Annotated in this window: 22 protein-coding genes and 3 pseudogenes; 10 read left to right on the top strand and 15 right to left on the bottom strand. The window is 66.4% G+C overall.

Annotation, left to right across the window (positions count from 1 at the left end; genetic code table 11):
• Positions 1 to 228: 228 nt before the first annotated feature.
• From ACGFZQ_RS49780 to ACGFZQ_RS49755, 6 genes and pseudogenes are all read left to right on the top strand, one after another.
• Complete coding sequence (locus tag ACGFZQ_RS49780; protein ID WP_365350723.1) at positions 229 to 780, top strand: DUF4913 domain-containing protein; 552 nt, start codon at positions 229 to 231, stop codon at positions 778 to 780.
• Positions 777 to 1,262, top strand: a complete 486-nt coding sequence (locus ACGFZQ_RS49775) for a type II toxin-antitoxin system RelE/ParE family toxin (RefSeq protein ID WP_393846123.1) — start codon at positions 777 to 779, stop codon at positions 1,260 to 1,262. The genes ACGFZQ_RS49780 and ACGFZQ_RS49775 overlap by 4 nt, the downstream gene beginning before the upstream one ends.
• A gap of 19 nt (positions 1,263 to 1,281) precedes the next feature.
• Positions 1,282 to 2,190 (top strand): hypothetical protein, encoded by a 909-nt coding sequence (locus tag ACGFZQ_RS49770; protein WP_393846122.1) that lies wholly within the window; start codon positions 1,282 to 1,284, stop codon positions 2,188 to 2,190.
• Positions 2,191 to 2,753: 563 nt separating this feature from the next.
• Complete coding sequence (locus ACGFZQ_RS49765; RefSeq protein WP_393846121.1) at positions 2,754 to 3,413, top strand: tyrosine-type recombinase/integrase; 660 nt, start codon at positions 2,754 to 2,756, stop codon at positions 3,411 to 3,413.
• Positions 3,406 to 4,887 carry a hypothetical protein gene (locus tag ACGFZQ_RS49760; RefSeq protein WP_393846120.1) on the top strand — a complete coding sequence of 494 codons (1,482 nt, stop codon included), beginning with the start codon at positions 3,406 to 3,408 and terminating at the stop codon, positions 4,885 to 4,887. The genes ACGFZQ_RS49765 and ACGFZQ_RS49760 overlap by 8 nt, the downstream gene beginning before the upstream one ends.
• Positions 4,888 to 4,889: 2 nt before the next feature.
• Positions 4,890 to 5,429, top strand: a pseudogene (locus ACGFZQ_RS49755) (tyrosine-type recombinase/integrase); the annotation flags it as partial.
• A 344-nt stretch (positions 5,430 to 5,773) separates the two neighbouring features.
• On the opposite strand, the pseudogene ACGFZQ_RS49750 reads toward ACGFZQ_RS49755, so the two are convergent.
• The 4 genes and pseudogenes from ACGFZQ_RS49750 to ACGFZQ_RS49735 all read right to left on the bottom strand — a co-directional run bounded on the left by ACGFZQ_RS49750 (position 5,774) and on the right by ACGFZQ_RS49735 (position 11,070).
• Positions 5,774 to 6,932, bottom strand: a pseudogene (locus ACGFZQ_RS49750) (epoxide hydrolase family protein).
• Positions 6,929 to 7,351 (bottom strand): hypothetical protein, encoded by a 423-nt coding sequence (locus ACGFZQ_RS49745; protein WP_393846119.1) that lies wholly within the window; start codon positions 7,349 to 7,351, stop codon positions 6,929 to 6,931. Before ACGFZQ_RS49745 ends, ACGFZQ_RS49750 begins: the two are co-directional and overlap by 4 nt.
• A 66-nt stretch (positions 7,352 to 7,417) precedes the next feature.
• Positions 7,418 to 9,817 (bottom strand): tyrosine-type recombinase/integrase, encoded by a 2,400-nt coding sequence (locus tag ACGFZQ_RS49740; protein ID WP_393846118.1) that lies wholly within the window; start codon positions 9,815 to 9,817, stop codon positions 7,418 to 7,420.
• The gene (locus tag ACGFZQ_RS49735; RefSeq protein ID WP_393846117.1) at positions 9,814 to 11,070 is read right to left on the bottom strand and encodes a tyrosine-type recombinase/integrase; all 1,257 of its coding nucleotides are present in this window, start codon (positions 11,068 to 11,070) and stop codon (positions 9,814 to 9,816) included. Before ACGFZQ_RS49735 ends, ACGFZQ_RS49740 begins: the two co-directional genes overlap by 4 nt.
• Before the next feature lie 163 nt (positions 11,071 to 11,233).
• Here ACGFZQ_RS49735 and ACGFZQ_RS49730 point away from each other — a divergent pair, with 163 nt between their 5' ends.
• Positions 11,234 to 11,455: a recombinase gene (locus ACGFZQ_RS49730; RefSeq protein ID WP_393846116.1), complete on the top strand. Its 222-nt coding sequence runs from the start codon at positions 11,234 to 11,236 to the stop codon at positions 11,453 to 11,455.
• A gap of 199 nt (positions 11,456 to 11,654) precedes the next feature.
• Here the strand turns inward: ACGFZQ_RS49730 and ACGFZQ_RS49725 are convergent.
• From ACGFZQ_RS49725 to ACGFZQ_RS49715, 3 genes and pseudogenes are all read right to left on the bottom strand, one after another.
• Positions 11,655 to 11,846: pseudogene (locus ACGFZQ_RS49725) on the bottom strand (transposase family protein); the annotation flags it as partial.
• A 133-nt stretch (positions 11,847 to 11,979) separates the two neighbouring features.
• Positions 11,980 to 12,327, bottom strand: coding sequence for a transposase family protein (locus tag ACGFZQ_RS49720; protein WP_393846115.1), 348 nt, complete (start codon positions 12,325 to 12,327; stop codon positions 11,980 to 11,982).
• Between the two features lie 325 nt (positions 12,328 to 12,652).
• A complete protein-coding gene (locus ACGFZQ_RS49715; RefSeq protein WP_393846114.1) occupies positions 12,653 to 13,831 on the bottom strand; it encodes an MFS transporter in 1,179 nt (392 codons plus the stop codon).
• A 71-nt stretch (positions 13,832 to 13,902) separates the two neighbouring features.
• On the opposite strand from ACGFZQ_RS49715, the gene ACGFZQ_RS49710 reads away from it, so the two are divergent.
• A complete protein-coding gene (locus ACGFZQ_RS49710) occupies positions 13,903 to 15,450 on the top strand; it encodes a PucR family transcriptional regulator (protein WP_393846113.1) in 1,548 nt (515 codons plus the stop codon).
• Between the two features lie 13 nt (positions 15,451 to 15,463).
• Here ACGFZQ_RS49710 and ACGFZQ_RS49705 read toward each other — a convergent pair whose 3' ends face one another.
• From ACGFZQ_RS49705 to ACGFZQ_RS49670, 8 genes are all read right to left on the bottom strand, one after another.
• Entirely contained in the window at positions 15,464 to 16,057 is a 594-nt protein-coding gene (locus ACGFZQ_RS49705) for a flavin reductase family protein (RefSeq protein ID WP_393846112.1), read from the bottom strand.
• Positions 16,058 to 16,198: 141 nt separating this feature from the next.
• A complete protein-coding gene (locus ACGFZQ_RS49700) occupies positions 16,199 to 16,984 on the bottom strand; it encodes a maleate cis-trans isomerase (protein WP_393846111.1) in 786 nt (261 codons plus the stop codon).
• Positions 16,985 to 16,989: 5 nt separating this feature from the next.
• Positions 16,990 to 17,691 carry a transglutaminase family protein gene (locus tag ACGFZQ_RS49695; RefSeq protein WP_393846110.1) on the bottom strand — a complete coding sequence of 234 codons (702 nt, stop codon included), beginning with the start codon at positions 17,689 to 17,691 and terminating at the stop codon, positions 16,990 to 16,992.
• 13 nt (positions 17,692 to 17,704) lie between these two features.
• Positions 17,705 to 18,844, bottom strand: a complete 1,140-nt coding sequence (locus ACGFZQ_RS49690) for an acyl-CoA dehydrogenase family protein (protein ID WP_393846109.1) — start codon at positions 18,842 to 18,844, stop codon at positions 17,705 to 17,707.
• Between the two features lie 102 nt (positions 18,845 to 18,946).
• Positions 18,947 to 19,324 carry an ectoine synthase gene (locus tag ACGFZQ_RS49685; protein WP_393846108.1) on the bottom strand — a complete coding sequence of 126 codons (378 nt, stop codon included), beginning with the start codon at positions 19,322 to 19,324 and terminating at the stop codon, positions 18,947 to 18,949.
• Positions 19,321 to 19,581 carry an acyl carrier protein gene (locus tag ACGFZQ_RS49680; protein WP_393846107.1) on the bottom strand — a complete coding sequence of 87 codons (261 nt, stop codon included), beginning with the start codon at positions 19,579 to 19,581 and terminating at the stop codon, positions 19,321 to 19,323. Before ACGFZQ_RS49680 ends, ACGFZQ_RS49685 begins: the two co-directional genes overlap by 4 nt.
• Positions 19,568 to 21,094: an AMP-binding protein gene (locus ACGFZQ_RS49675; RefSeq protein WP_393846106.1), complete on the bottom strand. Its 1,527-nt coding sequence runs from the start codon at positions 21,092 to 21,094 to the stop codon at positions 19,568 to 19,570. Before ACGFZQ_RS49675 ends, ACGFZQ_RS49680 begins: the two co-directional genes overlap by 14 nt.
• A 62-nt stretch (positions 21,095 to 21,156) precedes the next feature.
• Positions 21,157 to 22,029 (bottom strand): polysaccharide deacetylase, encoded by an 873-nt coding sequence (locus tag ACGFZQ_RS49670; protein WP_393846105.1) that lies wholly within the window; start codon positions 22,027 to 22,029, stop codon positions 21,157 to 21,159.
• Between the two features lie 563 nt (positions 22,030 to 22,592).
• Between ACGFZQ_RS49670 and ACGFZQ_RS49665 the strand changes: the two genes are divergently transcribed.
• Together ACGFZQ_RS49665 and ACGFZQ_RS49660 are read left to right on the top strand one after the other, a co-directional pair.
• A complete protein-coding gene (locus ACGFZQ_RS49665; protein ID WP_393846104.1) occupies positions 22,593 to 22,946 on the top strand; it encodes a hypothetical protein in 354 nt (117 codons plus the stop codon).
• Between the two features lie 51 nt (positions 22,947 to 22,997).
• The gene (locus ACGFZQ_RS49660; protein WP_393846165.1) at positions 22,998 to 23,372 is read left to right on the top strand and encodes an MFS transporter; all 375 of its coding nucleotides are present in this window, start codon (positions 22,998 to 23,000) and stop codon (positions 23,370 to 23,372) included.
• The last annotated feature ends 80 nt before the right edge of the window (positions 23,373 to 23,452 follow it).

Here is a 23,452-nt window from a genome sequence, read left to right as displayed (position 1 = left end):
CAGGCGGCCCGTCCCCACGCGTAGCCGTCGGCGTGATACCGCCGGCGCACCGTGCAATCCGCTGGCGGCGCCGCGTGAGGGGCCCCGCATTTCCCTCATTCCGCGTCTTGTAGGAGGCCGAACTTCTCGATGCCCGAATCCGTAAAACCCGCCGATGGTGGAGAGTTGGAGCCGATTCGTATTTCGGATCCGCAGCTGGAGGGAATCGAGGCGAGCGTGCGGCGGCTCATGGAGCAGTCGGCGCAACAGGCCCAGCAGCTCGACCATCTCGCGTCCGACCCGTCACCGAGCGGGTCGCCGTTCGCCGCGTTCGGCATGCCGGGACTCGGCGGCCCGCCGACCGCCGCTCCACCGGAGCCCCGCCCGATCCTGGAACTGGACGGCGAGGAACGCGAGGACGAACTCGACGCCCTGTCCGACTGGGTCGACGACTTCTTCCTCCCGGTCTACGGGGCGGAGGTCACCACCGCGGCGCCCTGGTGCCTGCAGTGGCAGGAGCACGACGACGTCGTGGCCTGGCTGCATGCCCTGTGGCTCGCCTACCAGCAGCACAAGGACCCCGAAGCCGGGCTGGCCGGCATGTTCGTGTGGCACCGGGACTTCCTCACTCACGCCGTCGCGGCGATCCGCGCGCCGGGCGGCCCGCTGTCGGCCTGCATGACCTCACCCGACCGGCCCGCGCACCGACTCCTGCCCGGCCCGCAGCCGTCCGTGCGCATGGAGAGGGCCACCGCTGAGGAGGCCGCCGGGACGCCCGAGTCGTACGAGCTGGCGACATGACCGCGGGAGCGGGACAGCCCGCCTTCGGATTGAGCTTCGATCCCCGGGCGCTGACCGATCTCCTCCAGGCACCCAGCGATATCCGCGACCTCACCCTCGCCTACCTGCAGGAAGTCGTGAACGCTCAACGCTTCGGGCTGCGTCTCGACGGTGACCTGGAGGGCTTCAGGAAACTGTTCGTGGACTCGCGCAAGGACTGGCGCGTCGTCTACACCGTCCGCCCGGCGCCCGCGGGATCCCCCCTCCACAAGGAGATCCACGTCGTCGCGATCCGGCCGCGCGCGGGCAACGACGTCTACGACGAGGTCGGCCGCCGCCTGGGGATGACCCGCCGGCCGCTGAGCGCCCGCACCCACGCGGCACGCTCCCGCTCCCCGCAGCTGACCACCCGCACTCCTGCGCCCCGGCCCGCCCCGCCGCCCATCGCGGCACCGGGTCTGCCCCGTCCCGCACCCAACCCCGCGCACCATCCCACCCGCTGAACGCAACGGAACGTCGCCTATGCCCCCTGAACCCGCACTGCCCGCAGCTCGGCGAACGGTCTCCCCGCTCGACCACCACATCGAAGCCGTCACCGGCCACGACATCGACACTCTGTGGGACTTCCGCGACCGTGGCGTCCTCGACGATCCCCACGCCCATCTGGTCGCCCGGCACCGCGAGTTGGCCACGGCCCAGACCGGCGTCACCTTCTACCTGCGCCTCCTCAACCGCCTCTCCAGCGGCGAGTTCGACGTCGATGACGCCCTGTTCACACGCATCGACCGTACAGCGGAACAGCTGGAAGAGGCCGCCGACGCGCGGGACGCCGCCGCCCTGGAACCCATCGAAGCCGCAGCAGCGCCCGACGCGAAGCAGCTCTCGACGGACGACCAGGCGGCGCTGCTCGCCACCGCCGGCGGAGCCAAGCTCTACGAACACCTGCTCACCGGCCGGATGAGCGTCTCGACAGCCTCCGGCACCCGCATCCCGCACGCCAAGCTGCTCCGGCTGGAGGACACCGGTCTGGTCGTCCGGGACACGGGCCACCCCGTGCACGCCGGCCAGCCGGCCAGCCGGCCAGCCGGTCACGCTCACCGACGCCGGACGAGCCGCGCTGTTCGCCGCTCGCCGGATCCCCGCGACGCGGTCCCCGAAGGTCCCAGCTCCCCCCAGCACATCGCCGTCGGCTCCGGCGCAACGGCGTTGATCTTCACCGAAGGCCCTTATTGTCTCCCGCCGAACCGGCGTCGTTCCGGAAGACCATTCCCCAGGTCGACTTCGATCTGGACGACCTCGACGCCGACGAGGAGAAGTACCTCGACTTCTACCGCAACGTCGGCGTCCGCGAGGACATGCTCGTCCCCCTCGCCCAACACCACGACGGGCCGCACAGCTGCTGTGTTAACTGCACCTTCTCTGGCTCGTTGAGCGGGGTGAACTGAACACCAGGGAGCAGAGTTGCAGGATCTACATCGTGAGCTGATCGAGGGGCGGGCCAGTGTGCCCCGTGTCGGCTCTGTCGTCGAGCTGGAGACCGTGCATCCCCGATATGCAGTCCTCGATGCCTCCGGCGGCGTCGTCGAACCCGTCGCGGCTTATCTCCGCGAGCTCGCACTCGACGACAATCGGCCGTTGACCAGCCGAAGCTACGCGTACGACATGTTGCGTTGGTACAGGCTGCTGTGGTTCCTCGGAGTGGACTGGGAGCGGGCCACCGAGGCCGAAGTCTCCGCGCTGGTGGGCTGGCTGCGTACCGCTGAGAACCCGCAGCGAGGCCGGAGGAGCCCCGACGCTCCGCCGCCGGGCTCGGTGAACCTGCGGACCGGCAAGCGCTACCTCAAGGCCGGTTACGCGCCCGCTACGATCAACCACAACCTCACCGTGGTCAGCAGCTTCTACGCTTTCCACCAGCACCACAACCGTGGTCCGCTGGTGAATCCAGTGCCGGAATCGCGGGCGCAACGCCAGGCCCTGGCCCACCGCGCGCCGCCATGCCAGTGTTCCGACGGGCCCGTCTGCGGCAGCGCGTCCGGCAGACCGACCCGCGCGCGATCCCGGACGCGATGTGGGATGAGCTCTTCGATGCGATGGCACACACCCGGGACCGGGCGGCGATCTTGCTCTACGTCTCCAGTGGCTCTCGGGCCGGTGAGCTCCTGGGCGTCACACCCGGCGACATCGACTGGCCCGGTCAGCACATCTACGTGGTGACCAAGGGCACCGACGACCGTGAACCGGTCCCGGCCAGTCCGCAGGCCCTGGTCGTCCTGGCGGCCTACCTCGACCAGGCGGGTCTGCCGGCGGCCCACGAGCCGGTTTTCCGCACCCTCCGCGGAGCCGACAAGCCGCTGAGCTACTGGGCGATGAGGCGCGTTTTGCAGCGGGCAAACGAGAAACTCAAGACGAACTGGACTCTGCATGACCTGCGGCATACCGCCGCGAACCGGATGGCCAATGACCCTAACCTCACCCTCGCTCAAGTGCGGGTGATCATGCGGCACACCGACCTGGCGACCACCGGCCGCTACCTCAACGCCCGCGTCGAGGACCTCTTCGATGCCCTGCAGCAGCACTACAACCAGCCCCGCGTCGAGCGGAGCTTCGCACCGGGATACGACCCCGCCGAGGTCGAGGCGGTGTTCGGTGGATAGCCGCACCACGTTCGACACCTACACGGCCCGCAATCGTCGGCAGACCTTCCGCGAGGTGCCCTGCCCTCCATCGACCCCGTTCACCAGCGCCGCCCTCAAAGCGGCACCGGCCCCACGGCCGGAGAATCCGCCGGCCCCGTTCGGGGACCTCTCGCAGGCGGAGGTCGTCGATTTGTGCGGCATGGCCCTGGACATCCTGCCGGGCCAGAGCGGGTCATCAGCCGAGCAGCGCAGGGCTGGCATCCGGATGTTGTTCCATCACCTGGCAACCCTGCCGGGGACCACGTGGCAGGAACGGTGGGAAGCCAGTGGCTTCAACGACGTGAACGCTCCGTCGGTCACCGTCCTGGGGCGGCCCGAGGTCCGCTACCACAGCAGCTGCCTGGCTTCTGCGCTCAAGATGGCATTTGCCCTGCGGATCATCCAGCCGTCCGTGCCCGGGTTCAGGGCCAACACGTTCACCGACTACGCCGAGCCGTTCCGGATCATTCAGAACGACCCGCGGCTGGACGAGTTCTTCGCGATGGTCGATGCCCAGTCGCACCTGCACCTGGTGCACCGCCGGCGGGCTAAGTTCGACCTCACCTGCGCGCTCACCACGCAGGGCATCGCGCTGGAGCACCTGACGCCGTCCGCCCTGCTGCACTACGCGTTGGAGAACAAGCGGCTTGGCCTGACTCCCGGCGCCACCAACAACACCACCCGATTCGCGGCTCTGGCCGCCTGGGAGATCCTGCATCGGATGGGGCACTTCCCGCCCGGGACCGCCCCGACGCTGCGGACCTTCATCTACAACGGCCAGTCCACCGTCGAGGAACTCGTCGACCGCTATCGCATCAGGAACGCCGGCGTCCGCCAGCTACTGATCGACTACCTCATCCGGCGACGCGCGGACAGCGACTACATCACCATTGAAGCGCTCTCCCGTAATCTGGCTAGCCTGTTCTGGGCGACCGTCGAGCGCATCAACCCCAGCCAGCAGGATCTCGCGCTCAGTTCAGAGGTCTACGACCAATGGCGAGCCGAGCTCCAGTACCAGCAGCGAGACCGCACCAAGCTCCGCAAGGGCGCCGCCAGCATCCTGTTGGCCGTCCGTGGCCTGTACGTCGACCTGCACAGCTGGGCCATCACCGAACCCGAGCGGTGGGCACAGTGGGTGGCCCCCTGCCCGATCATGCCGCGCGATCTCAAGGGTTTCGGGAAACGGAGCCGGGAGATCAACCGGCGGATGGCCAACAGGACCCGAGTCCGCCAGCCGCTGCTGCCCGTGCTCGTTCAGCATGTCGAGGCGCGCTACGAGCATCTGGCCAGCCTGCTCGAAGCCGCGACACCGGTCCCCTTGGGTTCCCCTTCGTGCACCAGGGACGCAGCTACAGCCGTACCGACTCCCGGGATGACCGGCGCCGGGCAGCCGTCCTCTCCGACCCGTCTGTTCGGGTCATCGACCACGTCACCGGCGAGACCATTCACGTGACCATGGCCGAGGACGCGGCGTTCTGGGAGTGGGCGGCCGTCGAGGTCCTGCGGCACAGCGGCATTCGTGTCGAGGAGCTCTGCGAGCTGACCCACCTCAGCATCCGCCAATATCAGCGGGCCAACGGCGAGGTCATCGCGCTCCTGGTGATCGCCCCGTCCAAGAGCGATCGCGAGCGTGTCATTCCCATGTCCGCCGAGCTTTTCCACGCCGTCGCCCAGATCGTCCGCCGCCAGACGCGCAGTACACGGACCATTCCGCTGGTCAGCCGCTACGACCCCCACGAGAAGACCTGGTCAGAGCCCATGCCGTTCCTGCTGCAACGCCAGCTCGGCACCGTCCGGGGGGTCATGGCCGCCGGCACCGTCCTCAACATGCTCACCCGCACTTGCGCGGAGATCAGCGAGAGCAACCCGGCGTTCGCCACGTTCACCCCGCACGACTTCCGCAGGCTCTTCGCCACCGACATTGTTAATGGCGGTCTGCCCATCCACATCGGAGCCGCGTTGCTCGGACACCTGAATCTGCAGACCACGCAGGGTTACGTCGCGGTGTTCGGCGACGACATCGTCAAGCACTACCAGGAGTTCCTAAACCACCGCAGATCGCTCCGGCCCGAGGAGGAGTACGACGACATGACCCCCGACCAGTGGGAGGAGTTCGAGGAACACTTCGACAAGCGCAAGGTCGAACTCGGCAACTGCGCTCGCCCCTACGGATCGCCTTGCCATCATGAACACGCCTGCTTAACCGAACTGATCTTGGTCGGTACTGCTGGGGCGCAAGGCTCACCGGAAGTTACTGGAAAGAATCTTGCTGCGGCCGTGTTTTCGGGCGTGTCGTCGCCGGCGAGGGGTGTCGGAAGAAGCATGCATGGGTCGGGCCGTCAGCGGAACGGTTGGAAGAAGGCGCGGATGTCGTCGGTGAACAGGTCGGGTTCTTCCATCGCGGCGAAGTGGCCGCCGCGGTCGAACTCGGACCAGCGGACGATGTTGTGGTGTCGTTCGGCGAGTTGACGGACGGGGCGGGCCAGGTCGGCCGCGAAGACTGCCACGCCTGTCGGTGTTTCGAGCGGCTCAGTGCGTGGTGGCCGGGAGGGGTGGAAGGCTTCCCAGTAGTGGCGGGCGGATGATCCTGCGGTGGCGGTGAGCCAGTAGAGCATGACGTTGGTCAGGAGCCGGTCGCGGGTGACAGCGTCCTCGGGAACGTCGATGCAGTCGGTCCACTCCTTGAACTTCTCAACGATCCAGGCGAGCTGGCCGACCGGGGAGTCGGTGAGTGCGTAGGCCAGGGTCTGTGGCCGGGTGCCCTGGATCTTCGCGTAGCCCGACATCTCGGGCTCCGCCCTGGTCAGCAGGTCAAGCCGCGCTTGGTCGTCGTCGGTGAGTTCGGCTGCTTCGGCCGGGTCGCTGGGGCGTCAGTAGGGTGTTGAGGTGGATAGCGACGACATGGTCGGTGTCGATGGCGGCCAGTTCCCGGGTGATCGCGTGTCCCCAGTCGCCGCCTTGTGCGCCGTAGCGGTGGTAGCCCAGGCGCTGCATCAACTCGGCCCATGCCTTGGCGACGCGGTGTACGTCCCAGCCGCCGTCGTGGGTCGGCCCGGACAGCCCGTATCCCGGCATGGTGGGAATGACCAGGTGGAAGGCATCGGCCGGGTCGCCGCCGTGGGAGCGGGGGTCGGCCAGGGGACCGATGACGTCGAGGAACTCCACGATGGATCCGGGCCAGCCGTGGGTGATCAACAGCGGCAGCGCATCCTTCTTCGCGGAGCGGATGTGCAGGAAATGGATGTTGGTGTTGTCGATCTCGGTTGTGAACTGGGGTAACCGGTTCAGATGTGCCTCGTGCTCGCGCCAGTTGTAGGAGGTGCGCCAGTATTCGGCCAGCTCTTTGAGGTAGGCCAGCGGAACTCCTTGGGACCAGCCGACATCGGGCAACTCGTCCGGCCACCTGGTGGCGGCCAGACGAGCGGCCAGGTCGTCCAGGTCCGTCTGCGGGATGTCCAGGGTGAAGGAGCGGACCGCGGCATCTGCGTGCTCGGTCATTCGGTGTCCTCTCCTTCGGGCTGGCCGGCGAGTGCGCGCGCGGCTGCGGTGTCGGTTTCGTCCCAGCCCCAGTGGCCGTCACGCTGCGGCTCGGCTTGTTCATCGATCCAGCGGCTGTGCGCCTCCCACGCGGCCTGCTTGCTGGTTCCCAGGGCTGCACCAATCTGCGACCACGACGCACCGGCCCCGCGGGCGGAGCGCACGGACAACTGGCGCCCGTAGCCCGCCTTCCGCGCGATGACTTCACCCAGCGCGAGAAGCTCCAATGCCTCGCCGCGTGTCAGAGGCTCTGCGCCGGCGTCGGGCGGAGAATCCTCATCGACCGGTGACGCCAAGGCGTCGCGGGCCCGCAGCGCGTCATAGCGTGCCACCGCGGTCAGCAGCGTGAACTGGCGCTCAAGCTCATCGGGAGTAGACATGGCACCGAGTATTTCGTCAGGCCATCCTGACGTCAAGGTGGCTTGACGTAGGTGCTGGTCTTGGCGTCAGCTGCCTGGTGTGCGCCGACCGACGGATGGGTGGAAGTCGGGCATGCCGAGGCTGGTGGTGGTGTGTTTGGCGGTCATCTCACGCATCGAGGAGAGCTTGTCTTCGGCGGCGGCCAAGCTTGTCTCGATGGCGGCGACCTCGCCGAGCCATCCTTGTTCTTTTGCTTCCTTCAGGCGGTCGAGGAGGTTGTCGTGGATCTCTTCGGGACGAGGCATCTGATCTGGATCCGGCCGAAGTTGGGGGCATCTGACACAGGCGTGTTCATGGACACAGGGGCTGCCGTAGTCGCGGGTGCAGATGCCGAGCGCGACCTTCCGGAGCTCGAAGTGGCCGAGGAATTCCTGCCATTCATCTGGAGTGAGGCTGCGGTACTCCTCGCCGGGGCGCTCGGCTCTGCGACGTGCGATGAAGGCCCGGTGGTGGGCGATGACATCGTCGGAATAGATCGCCGCATAACCCATTGTGGTGTCGAGAACCTGATGGCCGCAGATCACGGCGGCGATGTGAGGAGGCAGCCCGGTGCGGATGGCATCGGTGATGAACAGCCTGCGGAAGTCGTGCGGCGTGAACGTCAGCGGCTGGTTGCTGACATCGGTGAGCGTGGCCGTAGCGAGTGCCCGGATCAGGGAGGTGCGGACGAAGCTGCGGGTGAGGGCATGATGCTCGGTCCCGTGGCGGCGCTGGAACAGGAACGGTAGGGGCGGGCTCCAGACCTGTTCGAAGACGTCGTAGGCGGACACGAGAGGCAGCGCCGCGTGCCCGGCGCGAACCCGGAAGATGACGGCGGTGAGGACTTCCCCGAGTTCCGGGGAGACCAGCAGCAGTCGTTCACGATCGGTCTTCGACGGGGCGATCTGGAGCATGGGCACGACTTCGCCGGTGGTCGGCAAGGTGTAGGCGACGAAGCTGTGGTGGGTGAGTTCGAGCAGTTCCTCGATACGGATGCCGGTGTGGCGGAGCACTTCGACGATGGCCCAGGCCCAGAAGGCGACGTCCTCCTCGTGGGTGAGGTCGCGCCGCTTGCCGGTGGCCAGGTCGCGGACGAAGACCCGGCCGGACTCGCCCGTGCGGCAGCGCGAGAACTCCGATCCGGTCGCGGTGAACAGCGCGTCGACGGGAGCGCTCTTGGCCAGGCTTAAGCGCTCTTCGGCGGCTTTGCGGTTGCGCTCGACCGCCCGCACCAGGGCGGGCAAGGCCGGCAGTTGGGTCCTGGTGCGCTGGTCCATCGCGGCTTTGCGGCGTAGTCGAACCTTCTTCTGGGAGCACTCGTTCGCCTTGATCGGGCAGGGAGCGACCCACGGTCCCCACCGTGCCGGGTCGTCCGCCGCCCAGCGCGCGATGTCCTGGTAGAAGGCGCGGACGAAGACGAGTTCGTGACGGTAGCCCGCGCGAGGCCGCGATCCTCCGCCAGGGGTCTGAACGTGCTGGAGCCGTTCCTTCCATGCCTTCGCGACCTCGGCGGGCAGCCGCAGCGATTCGATGCCCGGGTGGTGGATCTCCAGGTCGCTCCAGAACCGCTTGCAGAGGGTTCCGGCGATGGAGCGTACGGAGTTGTGGTCCAGGTCCGCCGAGCGTTCGGTGAAGTAGTCGACCAGCAGGTCGCGTACCGGCGTGCAGATGATGCCGTAGCCGTCGATGATCTGCTCGATACTTCGCTTGCCGGGCAGCACTGCGGCGCGGAGTCTAGGTGGCGCGTCGGAGGGGAGCACGCCGCTCTCGGCCAGGAGGGCGTAGAACAGTGGCCTGCCCGCGCTGCCGCGGTAATGATGCTGTTCCAGTGCGGCCACAAGCTCAAGGCAGTCGCCCACGGTGATCTCCTCGACGCGACCACCCTTGTGGAGCGCGATCCAGGTGATCCTGTTCAGAGCATCGGTCCGGATGAGGCCGGCGGGGCGAAGGGCCTCAAGGCGGGCAAAGCCGCCCGGGTCGATCGCGGCCCTCGCCTCGGCCAGCATCTTCGCTTGTCGCTGAGCCAGCAGCCAGCGGTAGGAGGGGCGGATGACCTGGCCGCAGACCATCAGCAGCACCCCGGTACTCAAGTCCCCACGGTGGTAGCCGGCCGCATGCGGCGCAAGTGCCAGCTCGGTCCAGTCCCGGCCGGCGTCATCGGCGCCGCTGGCCAGCCATCGGTCCTGCCAAGTGGCCCCCGGCTGCTGTTCGAGCCAGTCCAGGAGGCGATTCAGCCCACGCCGTCGGATGGTGTCCCGTGGGCGGCCCTGGGCCGGTGCGGTGAACAGCTCCAGGAGCCTCGCGGTGACCTCCGCCCGATTGAGCGTGGTCTGCGACCACTCCTGTGCCGCAGGCCGAGCAGGCCATGCCTCCGGACGGTTCTGATTCGGTGGTTGAGCGCGCTCTGCCGCTGACTTCGCGTCCGCGCTCTCCGTTGCGATGCTCACCTGTTGCCTCCGCCAGGGGCCGACGGGCCGAGGAGCGCTTCAAGCACTTCAGGCCGATAGCCGGGGGCGGGCGGCGCCGGCGGCTTCTCCCGTTCCGCGCGCTGACGCGCGTGATGGGCAAGGATCTGGGCGACGACCTCGTCCTGCGCGGGCGAGAGGTAAAGCTCAGTTGTGGTGATGTGAGCGTGACCGAGGACCCACTGGACGTCCGTGAGGGTCAGGTGCGGATCGCGGATCATCCTCTTGGCCGCGGAATGCCGCAGGTCATGCAGGGTCCAGTTCGAACCGAGCACGGCATTGGCCCGGTTGAAGACCATCCGGGCCGCGTCGTACTCCAGCTGGCGAAACGGACGTCGAAGCGTCCACCACAGCGGTTCGTCCGGCCCGGCAGGTACCAGCTCGCGCATCTGGTGCTGATAGAGCTTCAGCCAGACGAACGCGTCTGCCGAGGCCGGCAGGTGCTGAAGTGCCCGGCTGCCTTTACGGACCACGCCGATGAGCTGGTCTTCCGGAACGGCCAGGCTCCGGGTCGAACTGAGCAACTCGGAGGCCCGGGCGCCGGTCGAGATATAGAACGCAACCAGTGCGCGGTCCCGGTGCGACGCGAGCCCGGCAAACAATTCGTTGAACGCCTGGTCGGGGATGCTGCGTGGAATCCGGCGGGGCTCGCGCGGCTGGTATTCCGCCCGCCGGGATGGCCGACGGAACGGCTGCATCGGGTTGTGGTGCGCGTTGACGTGTTCGTCTTCGGCTGTCCTGGCCTTGGGGAACGGGTTGACCAGCGGGAGACCGTGCATCTCGCGGTGGTACTCGTAGAACGACCGGACGACCGCCCGCGCGTGCCGTCTGGTCCGGTCGGCGTAGTTCTCGCCGGGCGTCTGCTTGCCCGTGATCGGGTTGGCCGACCCCGGCCTCGGCGCGTCAGGCCGGCGTTGCCTCGGCGGTTTCTTCACGGTCTTCAGCCACAGGGCGAAGTCCCTGGCCTCCGTTCGTCCCGCACGGTCCCACGCAACGTGGATTGCAGCCAAGAACCTGAACCAGGAGAGCAGTTCATAGGCATACGAGCGCAGAGAAGCGGGGCTGTCGTCATCGGCGAGCATGTGATGGAGGAACTCGGTGACCGCGTCGACTTCGACGCCATCGCTTCCGATCAGCCGGTACGGAAGCAGCGGGTCGCCGGTCTCTTCGACTCGTCCCGTCCTCAGTACCTCCAGCGCCGCAATATCTCGTACCACCGCCGTGTGTTCTGCCATCTCTACCTCCACGAGCCGTCGTTGGCACGTGATCACAGCAGATTTGGGAGCACGAACGGGCGAGCCTCGGGACCGCTGGTCGGCACTGACCGTCACCGTCCGTCTCGCAGGCGGACCGACGGACCAACGAGGCTAGTTCGGTCAACGGGGCATCCGATGCCCGATGCTGCAGGTCAACCCGAAGATGTTGCCCAGGCTCGCGGAGATCGAGAAGGACCTGATCCTCCGCCGCAAACGAGCCGAGCAGGAGCAGTGGCTCGGCGAGATCGAGGGCATCGACCTGACCCTGACCTTCGTCCGAGCCAAGCAAGCCGACGCGGCCCGCCTCACGCGCCGAACACCCGTCGCCCTGGGCATCCCAGCCGTCCCTTCCTCGAACAGATGACGACCTGCTGAAGCGATACGGCTGACCGGCCCTGGATCACTCGTATGGCACCGCATCGAGGCATGCGCATTGGCCGCCGTGGTGCTCGGTCACGCATTGGACAGGGTGCATCGTGAAGTTGCAGGTCACGGGTCTGGTGTGCGTGGGGTTCGCGACGCCAGGCTGGCGGCAGGCGGATGACTTCGGTGAAGATCGTCGGTCATCGGGAGACTTCGCGGTTCGTCAGGACCAGCAGGGCCCTCACCAGGGCGGTTGCCCAGGCGGGGTCGGTGCGGACCTTGCCGAGGACCCGCCAGTTCTTGAGATGGGCGAAGCCGTGCTCGACCGGTGACCGGACGGCGGCCAGTGCTTTGTTGGACAGTTTCTGCGCTCGGGTCAGGGGTCGGTTGCGGTTGCGGAAGGCCGTCGCAAAGCTCCAGGAGATCGCCCAGCGGTATCCGCGGATGTTCGCGCACTGGCCGGACACGACACAGGCTGCACTGGCCTGGTGACCAGGAGGACAAGAGCGGAGTGACGAGAGATTGTCACGCTCCGATCTGTGAGAGCCGAGGGGTGGGATTCCCCTCGGCTACTCGACTGATCACCGTCGGGTCGGCGTCCGGGCCGCTGTCGTCGAGGCCGACGAAGCCCAGGTCGGCGATGGCGCCGAGTCCGGCCACCCGCAGTTTCGCGGTGAGCTGGTCGTGGCGGCAGGCGGTGATCTCCGAGGATCGTCCGGGGCTGGCCGCCGAGACCCACAGCAGGCGGCCCCGGTCGTCGGTGAGGGCGATGACGAGCAGGCCATGGCACTTGTGTTTGCTGGAGTAGTTCTTCCGGTTCGTCGTGCCGGTGCGCCGCCGGGTCCGTATCAGGGTGCCGTCCAGCAGCACCACCTCGCCACCCGTTCGGGCGATCTTCTTCAGCGCGCGGTCCAGGCGCGAGGCGCGGGCGGCGAGCAGGCCGACGGTCTCTGCGGTCGGCCCGCGGCCCCACGTACGGCAGTTCCCGGGGCCGATGGGATGGGTGGCCTCATCCGGGTGGGGAAAGCTATACGCAAGCTTGAACTGCCTCTGAGCGTAGCTGAGACGACGTTACGGGCAGGGTGACAGATGTGGTGAGGGAGAATGCCCTGGGCACGCACGTGAGCGTCAAAGCGCCTGTTCCGTCTCGCGGGTCCGGCTGTGCCCTCACATCAGTCCGGTCTGTGAGAGGCGAGTATCAGTCTGACGACCCGGGTGCGTCTACAAGTGCTTCGCTGCGGCGGACGGCTGTGATGGAGACTGCGAGGAGGACGGCTGTACCCAAGAACAGGGGCGCGTGGCCTGTTGCGCTGAGCACCAGCCCTCCTGCGACGGCCCCTACGCCAGTGCCTGCGTCGAAGGCCAGGTTCCATGCCACACTGCCGAGCTCGACCCCGGCATGTTGCGAGGCGCGGAGCATCACGACAAGGGTCGCGTTCTGGATCACGCCGAATCCTGCGCCGAAGAGGGACGCTCCTGCGATCACCACGGCAGGGGCGTGCGGAAACGCCGAGCCGCACATTCCGGCAGCGGCCACGGCGATGGCCGGCACGAGGAGGACGGGGCCGCCGAGGCGGTCGACCAGCCCTCCTGAGAACATCCGGGTCACCGTGCAGGTGACCTGGACGACGAGCAGTGCTGCGGGCGCGGTCCAGGCCGGTGCGCTCTGCAGGGCCGACGGCAGGAACGTGAAGACCACGCCGTATGCGGTGGTGCTCGCTGCTTCGATGAGGAACGGAAGCGCCAGCGGGCGCACTGCACTGCGCAGGCGGACAGGCCGTCGCCCGGTCGCGGAGTGTACCGGCGCCGCCCCGAAGGCGGCGACGAGCACTCCCGCTGCTGCGAGCGCGCCAGCGATGAACACCAGCGTGTAACCGCTTCGGTGAACCATCCACAGGCCCAAAGGGGAGCCGATGATTCCGGCGGCGCCTACGACGGCTCCGTACAGTCCCAGACCACGTCCCCACCGTGAGGTCGGTGTGAGGTCTGCGACGGCCGCGACGCCGATGACGACGACGATGCCGAACCCGCAGCCCCGCAGCAGGGACAGTGCCAGGAGCAGGGACAGGGTGTCCGACATGTTCATGGCCAGGCAGGGAAGTCCGAGCAGGACTCCTCCGAGGGCCAGGGTGGCAGACCTGCCCCACGTCCTTTGCAGGCGGGGTACCAGGGGCTGTACGGCCACGGTCGTAGTCATCAGCGCACCGGTGGTCAGGCCGGCGCCGCTGGGGCCCGCCCCGCCGCGGAGTGCGTATTCCGGTACGACCGACAGCAGCAGATAGAAGCTGGTGAACCCTCCGAAGGCGCCCAGGAGGGCGATGGGAAGTGCCCACCGCGAGGCGGTTGGAGAGGGGGCGGGAGCCGGGTGAGTCTTCAAGATCTGTTCTTCCGTCGTCAGGAACCAAGAGTCGAAACGATCCGAGATCAGGCGACAAGCAAAGGGTACTCATGCTGACATTGCGCGAGTTAATCGGAAATTCTCAGTTACGTATTGAGGTGGTGGCAGCGGGGGAGGGACTCGACAAAGAGATCCGCTGGACGCACGTGACGGAGCTTGCCGATCCCCGCCTGTATCTGAATGCCGGGGAGCTGGTCATCACCAACGGCTTGTGGTTGGAGGAGTGCTCCTCGGAGGAATACGTCAGGCAACTGCGCGAGGGCGGCGCGGTCGCTCTTGCGTTCGGGCTGAGGCACAGCGTGGCCGATGTGCCTGCGGATCTGACGGCGGCCTGCACCGACCATTGCCTGCCTCTCCTTGTGGTACCGGCCGATGTTCCCTTCACCGCCATCACCCAGTACATGGCCGACACGCACGCGGAGATCAAAAGTGCCCGCTTGCTTGAGAGCATCGAGCGGCGTGACGCGCTCATCTCCGCGGCGTCGGGAAGCGGCGGTCTTCGGCATCTGCTGACCGTCTTCAGCGCGGGCAGACATGCTCCGGTCGCTTTGGCGAACCGACTCGGAAGGCTGCTGGAGGTGGCATTCCCGGGACTGGGTCCTGCGGACGCGGAGTTGCTGTCGCAGGTCGCCCGTGACGCGGGACAGCAGTCGGAAGTCACCCTCTCCGACGGCACGGTTGTTTCCGCGCTGGGCGTCAGCAGTCGCGGCGAGCCGGAGTTCACGCTGCTGTACGGGCGCCCCTTCGCAGAGATCACCTCCATGGAGTGGGGGGAGATCAACCAGTTGACGCGCTTCGTCTCCATCAGCCTCTCCCGTCAGAAGGCCGTTGCCACCATGCGGCATCAGTTCGCCGGCGAGGTCATCGACATGGCTCTGGCGGGACCGCACCGCGCGGAGGAACTCGCTGCGCGGCTGAAATCCTTTGAGCTGAACCCGGCAGCAGACTTCGGTGTGCTCGCTCTGAGCCTGCGCAACTCTGGAACAGCGAGCCATGGGATCGGCGAGTGGGTGCGGCAGTTCTTCACCGACCGGGGTATTGCCGCGATCGTGCCCGGTGCCTGGCAGGAACACCTTGTCGTTGCTGACATGGGCAGCGACGCGGAGGAGTTTCCCCGCCTGGCCAGGAAGCTGTTCGACGAGCTGCGGGCTCGGCCGCGCATCGCCGGCCCTGCCATCGGGGTCGCCAGAGTCGTCCAGGGTCATCAGGCGTTGCGGACAGGATTGCTGCAGGCGCGGGATGCCTGCCGACGTGCCCGCAGGCGCCGCAACGGGGGCGTGGTGGTGTTCGACGGGATCCAGTCGCACGAGTTGCTGATTTCCATGCTCGACCCCGGCACCCGAGAGGAATTCACCGAGTCCGTGCTGAGTCCGGTCACCGCATACGACCATGAGAACAACTCCGATCTACTGCGAAGCCTTCGGATTTTCTTCGCCCATGACGGGCGGCTGAGTGCTGCGGCCTCGGAGCTGCACGTGCATGTGAACACCTTGCGTCATCGGCTGGAGCGGCTGGAGGAGTTGCTGGGACGCGACCTGTCCAGGATCGAGGACCGCACCGACCTGTTCCTCGCCCTGCGCATGGCCGACGCCCTGTGAGGCCCGGCCGCTGTCATGCACGGATGCTCAGCAAGTTCTCGATCAAGGCGAAGGCCCGTCCGAGCCGACCGACCGGCTGAAAGGCGGCGGGATCGATGTTGCCCTCACGGTCCATGACGGTGTCGGCGAAGTGGCAGCGTTCGACGCGGCCGATCACAACGGTGTCGCTGCCCGGCTGCAGGATGTGGACGAGCCGGCATTCCAGGCTGATCGGAGCTTCCGCCACCCTGTCGGCACGGACGATGTCCGCCGCCAGCGGGGTGACGCCGGCGACGGTGAACTCATCCACGTCTCGTGGATATTCGTTGCTGGTGGCGACCATGGCTTCGGTCAGGGCGCCCGACAAGACATTCACAACGTAATCACCGGTGGTTCTCAGATTGCGCAGCGTGTCTTTCTCCCCGCCCCCCTCCTTCTGCTCCAGAGTCAAGGAGAGCATGGGCGGAGTGGTGGACACGACAGTGCAGTAGCTGAACGGGGCCAGATTCCGCGTCCCGTCGAGCGCGATGGTGGACGTCCAGGCGATGGGACGGGGAACGATGCTTCCCAGCAGCATCGTCCGCCGTGCCTCCACGGTCATGTCTGCCGGGTTCACACTGACGGTCATGGCATTCCTCCAGAGTTGCTCCCGGCCGTGCTGCCCGCCTGGTGTGCCCATCGTCCCGCTGCCAGCGGTCCACCCTCAATGTGGGATCATCCAGCGTTCGGCCGGATGACTGGATGTTTGCCCACGGATGATGCCCGCTCTCTATGACGTCACTGCAAACAGACGCCCGTAGCCGCTGACACGAACAGGGGCCTTCGCCATACGCAGAGTGCGCCACAGCAGTACCTGGTTGGCGGTCAGGACAGCGATGCCGTGCGCGTCTTCCAGAGCGTCGATGATGCCGACAGCGCGCATACCGTTGCCGGCGATGAAGACAGCATCCGGCCGGCTGGGCATGACATGGTCGCTGATCCAGGCGAACAGTCCCTCCGGCGTGATACGGGACTGGGAGCTGGGCAGGCCGCAGGGAGCGTGGTGCACTACATCGAAGCCTTGGTCCACGAAGTACTTTAGGCCCAGCGTGTCAAGGTCGCTGTCGAACCAGGGCGGATTGACCAGCGCCAGCCTTCGCGCGCCCAGGGCCCGTAGGCCCATGACGGCGGAGGCACACGTGGAGGCGAGTGGTATGCCGCGTGTGTACGTCTCCACACGTTCGATGAACGCCGCTTCACCGTCAGCGCCGAGTTTGTAGGCCGAACTGGTGAAGCCGCAGCCGATGGCGTCGATGGGGGCAGCGGCCAGCATTTCGGCGGCCTGGTCCGCGAACGGGGGATCGGTGAACGACCGGACCGGGCCGTGGGGGATCGTGGGATCCATCAGGCCGCCGGCGCGCATGGCCGCGAAATGCATGCGAGCGGCGTGCAGGCCGACACCGGACGGCAGCATGGCGCCTATCTCGGATTCGGGCCCGACATCGGCATGGGGGGCGATGACACCGATGCGGGCGACGGGCTGCCAGCCGTCGTCTCGCCAGTGAGGAGAGGACATGGCGGCTACTGCCTCTTTTCAGATGTCCGGGTACGGCCGGAAACGGCCGGGGCTTCGTCCAACAGGGAGCCTGAACCGGGCGTTTCGTCACCGGCAAACATGCCCGGATGCTTCTGGCGCAGCAAGGCAAGAAGCCAGTCGTAGGGAAGGTCGTCGAACTCTCCGTACTCGCGGAGGACCTCCATGGTCTGGCCGGCGCGGTTGAAAGGGTGGTGATAGCTGTCCCGGTCCGGTTCGAATTCCAGGGTGTCCATGCCATAGAGAGTGCATAGTGCCTTGTTGAACACTGGAGTGGTCTTGATCCAGCGGCCGCCCAGGTAGATGGCGTTGAAGAGATGGATGAAGACGTCGCCGCCCACCATGCGGCGCATCCGTTCGGAGGCCAGATGGTTGCGCACCTGAGTGACGACGATCCTGCTGGGGATACCGACGGCACGCGTCACAGCCGCGTACAGCACGGACTTCTGGACGCAGAAACCCTGCCCGGCCTCGATTACGGCGCTGGCGCGCAGGCCGGCCGGGCTCATGTCGGCGCCGTAGACCTCGTAGAAGATGCCGTCCCGGACGGCGTAGTAGAGGGCTCTGGCCCTCTCGTGGGGGTCGGAGCCCGTCCCAGCTGTCACGCTGGCGACATACTCCTGCAGGGAGGGGGTTTCGTAGTCGAGGAATGCCGTCGGGCGGAGCCAAGGGGGCATGGTGGAGGACATGGCAGTGCTCCGTTCACAGTCCGAGCATGGTCGCGATCCGGTTCTTCTGGATGTCGCTGGTGCCGGAGTAGATCAGGCCGGGCACGGCATCGCGCAGCTGCTGCTCGATGCCGTATTCGCTGGTGTAGCCGTATCCGCCATGGATCTGCAGCGCTGCACTCGCGCTGTGCATGTTGGCGGTACTCGCCAGGAGTTTTCCGATGGCCACGTCGGTGGTGGTGTCCCGGCCGAGCTGGACCTTGCGGGCTGTCTCGTACAGCCATAGCCGTGCCGTCTCCAGCCGGACCTTCATATCGACGATCCGGTGCGAGACAGCCTGATGGCTGCTGATGGGACCGCCGGCCTGCCGCCGCGTGCGGGCATACTCGATGGTGCGTTCCAGGCGGTGCTGCATCTCACCGACGTTGATGATGAAGGAGCAGAGGATCTCCCGCTTCATGACGTAGTCGAAGATCCAGAATCCCGAACCGGGCCGGCCGATGACGTTGCTCGCCGGTATGCGGCAGTCTTCGAAGTGCAACTCGCAGAAGGGAGAGGTCCGCAGGCCCATTTTGCTGATCTTGCGCCCAATGGTGAGACCGCGTGTGTCGCGTTCCACGAGGATGGCGGTGATCGCGCCGACGCTGGGAGTGGCGCCGGTTCGTGCGTAGACGGTGATCAGGTCGGCCACTGGGCCGTTGGTGACGAAGGTCTTGCTGCCGTTGAGTACGTAGGAATCGCCGTCCTGGCGGGCCGTGGTCCTCATGTTGAGGGCGTCGGAGCCACTTTCGGGCTCTGTGATGGCATGGGCGGTGATGGCTTCGCCCGAAGCGATGCGTGGCAGGTAACGCCTCTTCAGTTCCTCGTGCCCAAACCGCTGCAGCGGAACGCCGGCAGCCACGATCTGGGTGGAGGCCGAAAAGCTCAGCCCGGCGTCCCGGCAGCCGTATCCGAGCCCCTCCAGTACGAACATCGTGGTCAGCAAGTCCTGACCGAGACCACCGTACGGCTCCTCGACCGGCAAGCCGAACAAGCCGGCGCCGGCGAGCAGCTTCCACTGCTCGGCCGGGAAAGTCTCCAGCTGGTCGCGCGAGGCGTGGCCATCGCTGAGCGTGTCACCGAGACCCTCGATCAGGGCTCGTAGCTCTTCCTGGTCTTTGGTCCAAGGGGTCATGCATACGTCCTTCGGTGCCGGTGCCAGCGTTGAGTGGCGCTTTAAAGGGGGCCCGGGTTCCCCGCACGGTGCACAGGGCGGGGAACCCGGCGCACGAATCGTTCAGTACGCGGAAAAGCCGCTGTCGGTAAGCGAGTGGCGCTCGTCCCCGTGAATCGGCGGGTTGAAGACGCTGATCAGACGCATGTCTGTGCCCGGGTCGGCGATCAGGTAGTGCGGGTCGTGGTCGTTGAGGGCATACATCACGCCCGGCCTGAGCTTGGCGCTGGTGCTTCCGTCGGCGCTCAAGACCTCACCGCTGCCGGAGATGCAGTAGCAGGCTTCGAGGTGGTTGCGGTATTCAAGTGCGGACTTGGTGCCGGCACGCACCAGTGTTTCGGCGAAGGCGAAGCCCATCCCGTCCGAGGCGAGGAGGAGCCGGTGGCTCAGACCGTTGCCCCAGTTGACGGTGGTGGAGTCTTCCTTGGTGCGGATGATCATGAGTGCCTTCCCGCGGACTTCTCGCGTTCGATGAGGGCTGTCATGGAGGAGATGGTGCGGAAGTCGTCGAGCGTCACGTCGGCGTTGCTCAGTGCGATGTCGTAGCGCTGGTCGAGCCAGGCCATCAGACGCAGGACTCCGAGGCTGTCGATGACACCGTTGTGCAGCACGTCGAGATCGTCGGTGATCTGTTCCAACGGAACGTCGGGCGCGTAGACGGTGCGAAGGTGCGTCCTCAGCTCGTCACAAAGGGACATGGGGTGCCTCTTCCTTGACTTGGGCACGGATGGCTTGCCGGTCGGCCTTGCCTGTGGGCGTGCTCGGCAGCGGGTGATCGGTGATGTCGAACTGCTTCGGGATCGCAGTGCGTGCCAACCGGTCCGCGCAGTGCTGCCGCAACTGGAGGCTGTTGAGGTCGGTGCCCTGGCCGCGGCGGACTGTGGCGTGGAGCTGGTGTCCGGCCAGATCGTCGGGTATCGCTACGACCACGGCGTCCGTGACATCGGGGTGGCGCAGAAGTACCTGTTCGATCTCCTGCAGGTTGGTCCTTACCCCGCGGACCTTAACGTGGAAGGCGTTACGCCCTTCGAGGACGACTGTGCCGTCGCGGAGGCGGCGCACGACATCCCCGGTCCGGTAGTAAGGAGTCGTGCTGTCGCCGCTGTGGCCAGTTGCAGCGGCCGCAACCGAACCGACGTACACAAAGCGCCCAGCGTCGTGCGCCGGGTCGAGGTACCCGGATGCCTGGAACGGTGTGCGTACGAGCAGTTCGCCGCTGCCCTCCGCCGCGATCGCAGCATCGCCATGGTCCAGGACCAGCGCGTCCACTCCGGGAAGGGGCCGCCCGATGGGCAGCGGCAACCCGCTCGTGAGGTCCGTCTGGCTGACCAGGTGGTGGAAACTGTCGTTCGTTTCCGTGCACCCGTAGACGTTGTGCAAACTGGCCCCAGGGAACGCTTCTGCGACCTGGGCCGCCAATCGCGGCGCAATGACATCGCCGGTGAAGATCAGATGCCGGGGAGCCTCCGGGAACGGCGCCCCGACCGCCGCGGTGATCAGCCGGTACAGCAAGGGCACGCCCTGAATGACGTCAGCGCGCTCGGCGACGCTGGCCAAGTACCGGCCGTCCGTCGCACGATCCGGATCCACCAGCAGGACGGTCGCACCGGCGTTCAGCACCGCCCACACCTCCAGAAGCGCCAGATCGAAATTCAGCGGCGCGTAGTTGAGCACCCGGGTATCGGGTCGGATGGCGAAAGTTCTTGTCGCCCACCGGGTGAAACGGTCGACCGCTTCGTGGCGGATCGGAACGGCCTTGGGGGAGCCAGTGGTTCCAGAAGTCATCAACACCAGCGATGCGCCACACACACGCGACTGGTCCGACGACGACATGCTCCTGCTGGCAGCATGCGGAACGGACTCAACGACCAGCTCGCCGGCCGACCGCCCAGCCCACACCACATCGTTGCCACCGGCATCCTGGGCCAAGCCCAGCAATGCCTGCCGACCCAGATCAGACGACAGCACCAGCGTCGTCATACCCTGGGCATGGGCGGCAAGGAGGAGGGCGATGGTCTGCGGTGTCCTGACCGCCGGAACGCACACCAAACCGCTGGCCGACAGCCGCTTGCGCAAGGCCGCTCTTGCCGCTGTCACCAGCAGAAGGAGTTCCCCGTAACTCGTGGCCTCTCCTCGCCATTCCAAGGCTGTTCGCTCAGGAGCACGCACCGCATGCTCAAAGAAACGAGACAACACGTTCGGAGACGGCATGAGAAAATCCCCTGTCGGGATAGTCAGACGCTGACTTCGCGAAGTAGTTCAGGAGCAGACGCTCAGGAGGCCGGGAAAAGCCCCGGCTCCGTGTCAGGCTTCCTCAGCGGTCGAGATGCGAGTACCTCGTCTCCGCGTGCACGTTCTGCAACCTGACGACAGGACAGAAAATCGACGTCACCGCAGGACTTGCCGTATTCGATGAGGGAACGGAGGGCTTCGACCCGGCCTGGACGACCCGTGAGGAAGGGATGGCTGGTCAACATGAAAAGGCACTGGTGACGGCGCATGGCGTCCAACTCGTGCTTCCACATGGACAGTACGTTGAGCGGGTTCTCCATCACCGTGCCAATCTGCGGAGCCGGCAAGAACGCATACTGCTCCCAGTCGTCCAGCGACCAGTGCGGGGGCAGCTCCACGATCTCGCCCTTGTCGGTGGGCACGCGATACGGCCGGTCGTCGTTCATCATCGACGAGTCGTACAACAGCCCATACTCCGCGACCAGCGAGGCTGTCCGCCAGCTGGCCTCCCACAGACCCGCACGGTGGCCGTAGACCGGAACCCCGATGTCCTTGAACACCTCCAGCGCCCGCTCGAAGTCGCGGCGCTCCTCATCGGCTGTCATCGATGACGCCGGGACGTGACTGTACGAGTGATGCGCGATCTCGTGCCCCGCCTCAGCGACCGTCTCCACCAACCCCGGCCGGCGCTCGGCGACCCACCCCGGAAAATAGAACGTGGCGGGAACTTCCAGCTCTTCGAGAATGGCGAGGATACGAGGAACACCGACATCGGGGCCGAAAGCCTGGTGAGTCATCGCCATCGCGTGATCAGCATATCCCTCCCCCATCGAAAGGACGCCGGTTTCCGCGTCGACGTCGAATGTGAGTGTCACGACGGAGTGCTTTCCTTCACTTAACCAGCTCTGCGTCATGCCGATGAACCTAGGTGGCAGTCGACGGCTCACACAATGGATGCACCTACATCCCTGTAGGATGCACGTTGTGCATCCTGACAGTGGAGGCTCTCGCTGCCTCTCTGCAATCCCTGGTAGCAGCCGTATGAGTTGTTGGCTGTGAAACCTGAATCAGGCACCCTCTACTCGCAGGAGAAAGTGCCGTCCACCCGGTTTGGTCGTGCAGACTGTACATGCGGAGAAGCTGAGAGGAGACGATCAGGGAGCTCTTTCCAACACCGCCCACGGCTGCTGACGTTGATGACCCCGGCTGAGACGAGCGGCGGTGCCAAGAGGGCATAGACCCCGTACCCGCCTTGGCCATTCAGTGAGACCCATGCTTCGTGAAATGCGCAGGTGAGGTGGGCTGCTGTGCGGGCGAGCTGCTGTGCTCGCGCTGGCCGGTGGCGGTTGTCTATGGTGAAGCTCGTCTGCCCCTGTCGGCTGAGGCGGTTCGCGGGTTCCGCTGCGCTCGTCTCGGGACCGCTCCTACGATCCGTGACCGGGGCGGTACGCGGTGAGATCGCGGGAGGGCGCAGGGTATGGGAGACCTGGAGCGGATCATCGCTTGCCGGAGTGAAGTGGACGTGCTCGCCGAGGAGTTGGTCAAGCAGCTGCAGGAGGTCCAGGTCGAGCAGGAGGAACTGCTGGTCGCCGAGCGGGTCCTCCGGCTGGCAGGACAGGACCGGGCCGAAGCGGAAATTGCCGTGGTCGCCTCCCTTGCGTCCGCCCGGGCGGCGGGGCAAGCGGTCCTGCTGATCCCGCGCCGCGGCGAGGATGTCGGCGAGGCCGCGCTGCCCGGCGATTACCGCAAGATCCCGGCGATCGCTTCGTTCGCGGTGGGCGCTTCCCTCATGGGAGACCACCGTAGTGTCCGAAGTCTTCTTGACGGTTGATCGCCGTCCTCTGGCAATGGTTCTTGCCGCCAACCTCGTGTCGACCGCAGTCTGCTGAACGCGGCATTCGGGATCTGCGCACTCACGGGGGTGCTGGTCTATGGGATGGTGGGCAGCCGCTTTCGGCGGTGGCCAGTGTTCACGATCGCGTTTCTCATCGGGGGCCTGCCGCGCTTCGTGGGGGCCGCCTTCACCGACAGCTTCGCGCCGCTGGCCGTGATCATGGCAGTTGAGGGTCTCGCCTTCGGAGTGCTCAACCCCATCATGGCCACAGTGACGTATGAGGCGGTGCCGGAGGAGCTGCGCAGCCGGGTGCTGAGCGCGACGACAGCCTCGGTCCAACTGGTTACTCCGCTGGGCGGACTGGCCCCAGGTCTCCTCGTGGATTCGGCCGGTTTGTCTACCACGCTGCTAGGGCCCTTCTGATGGCTCTTGGACGATGTCGCGAAGCCAGATGACGATCGCGGTGACGGTCAGGGTGCCGTTGAAGATGTAGTCGCGCTTGT

The organism is Streptomyces sp. NPDC048254 (assembly GCF_043201895.1).
Taxonomy (GTDB): Bacteria; Actinomycetota; Actinomycetes; order Streptomycetales; family Streptomycetaceae; genus Streptomyces.
Note: the sequence above shows the minus strand (reverse complement) of the source record. Positions and strands in the feature narration are given on the sequence as shown.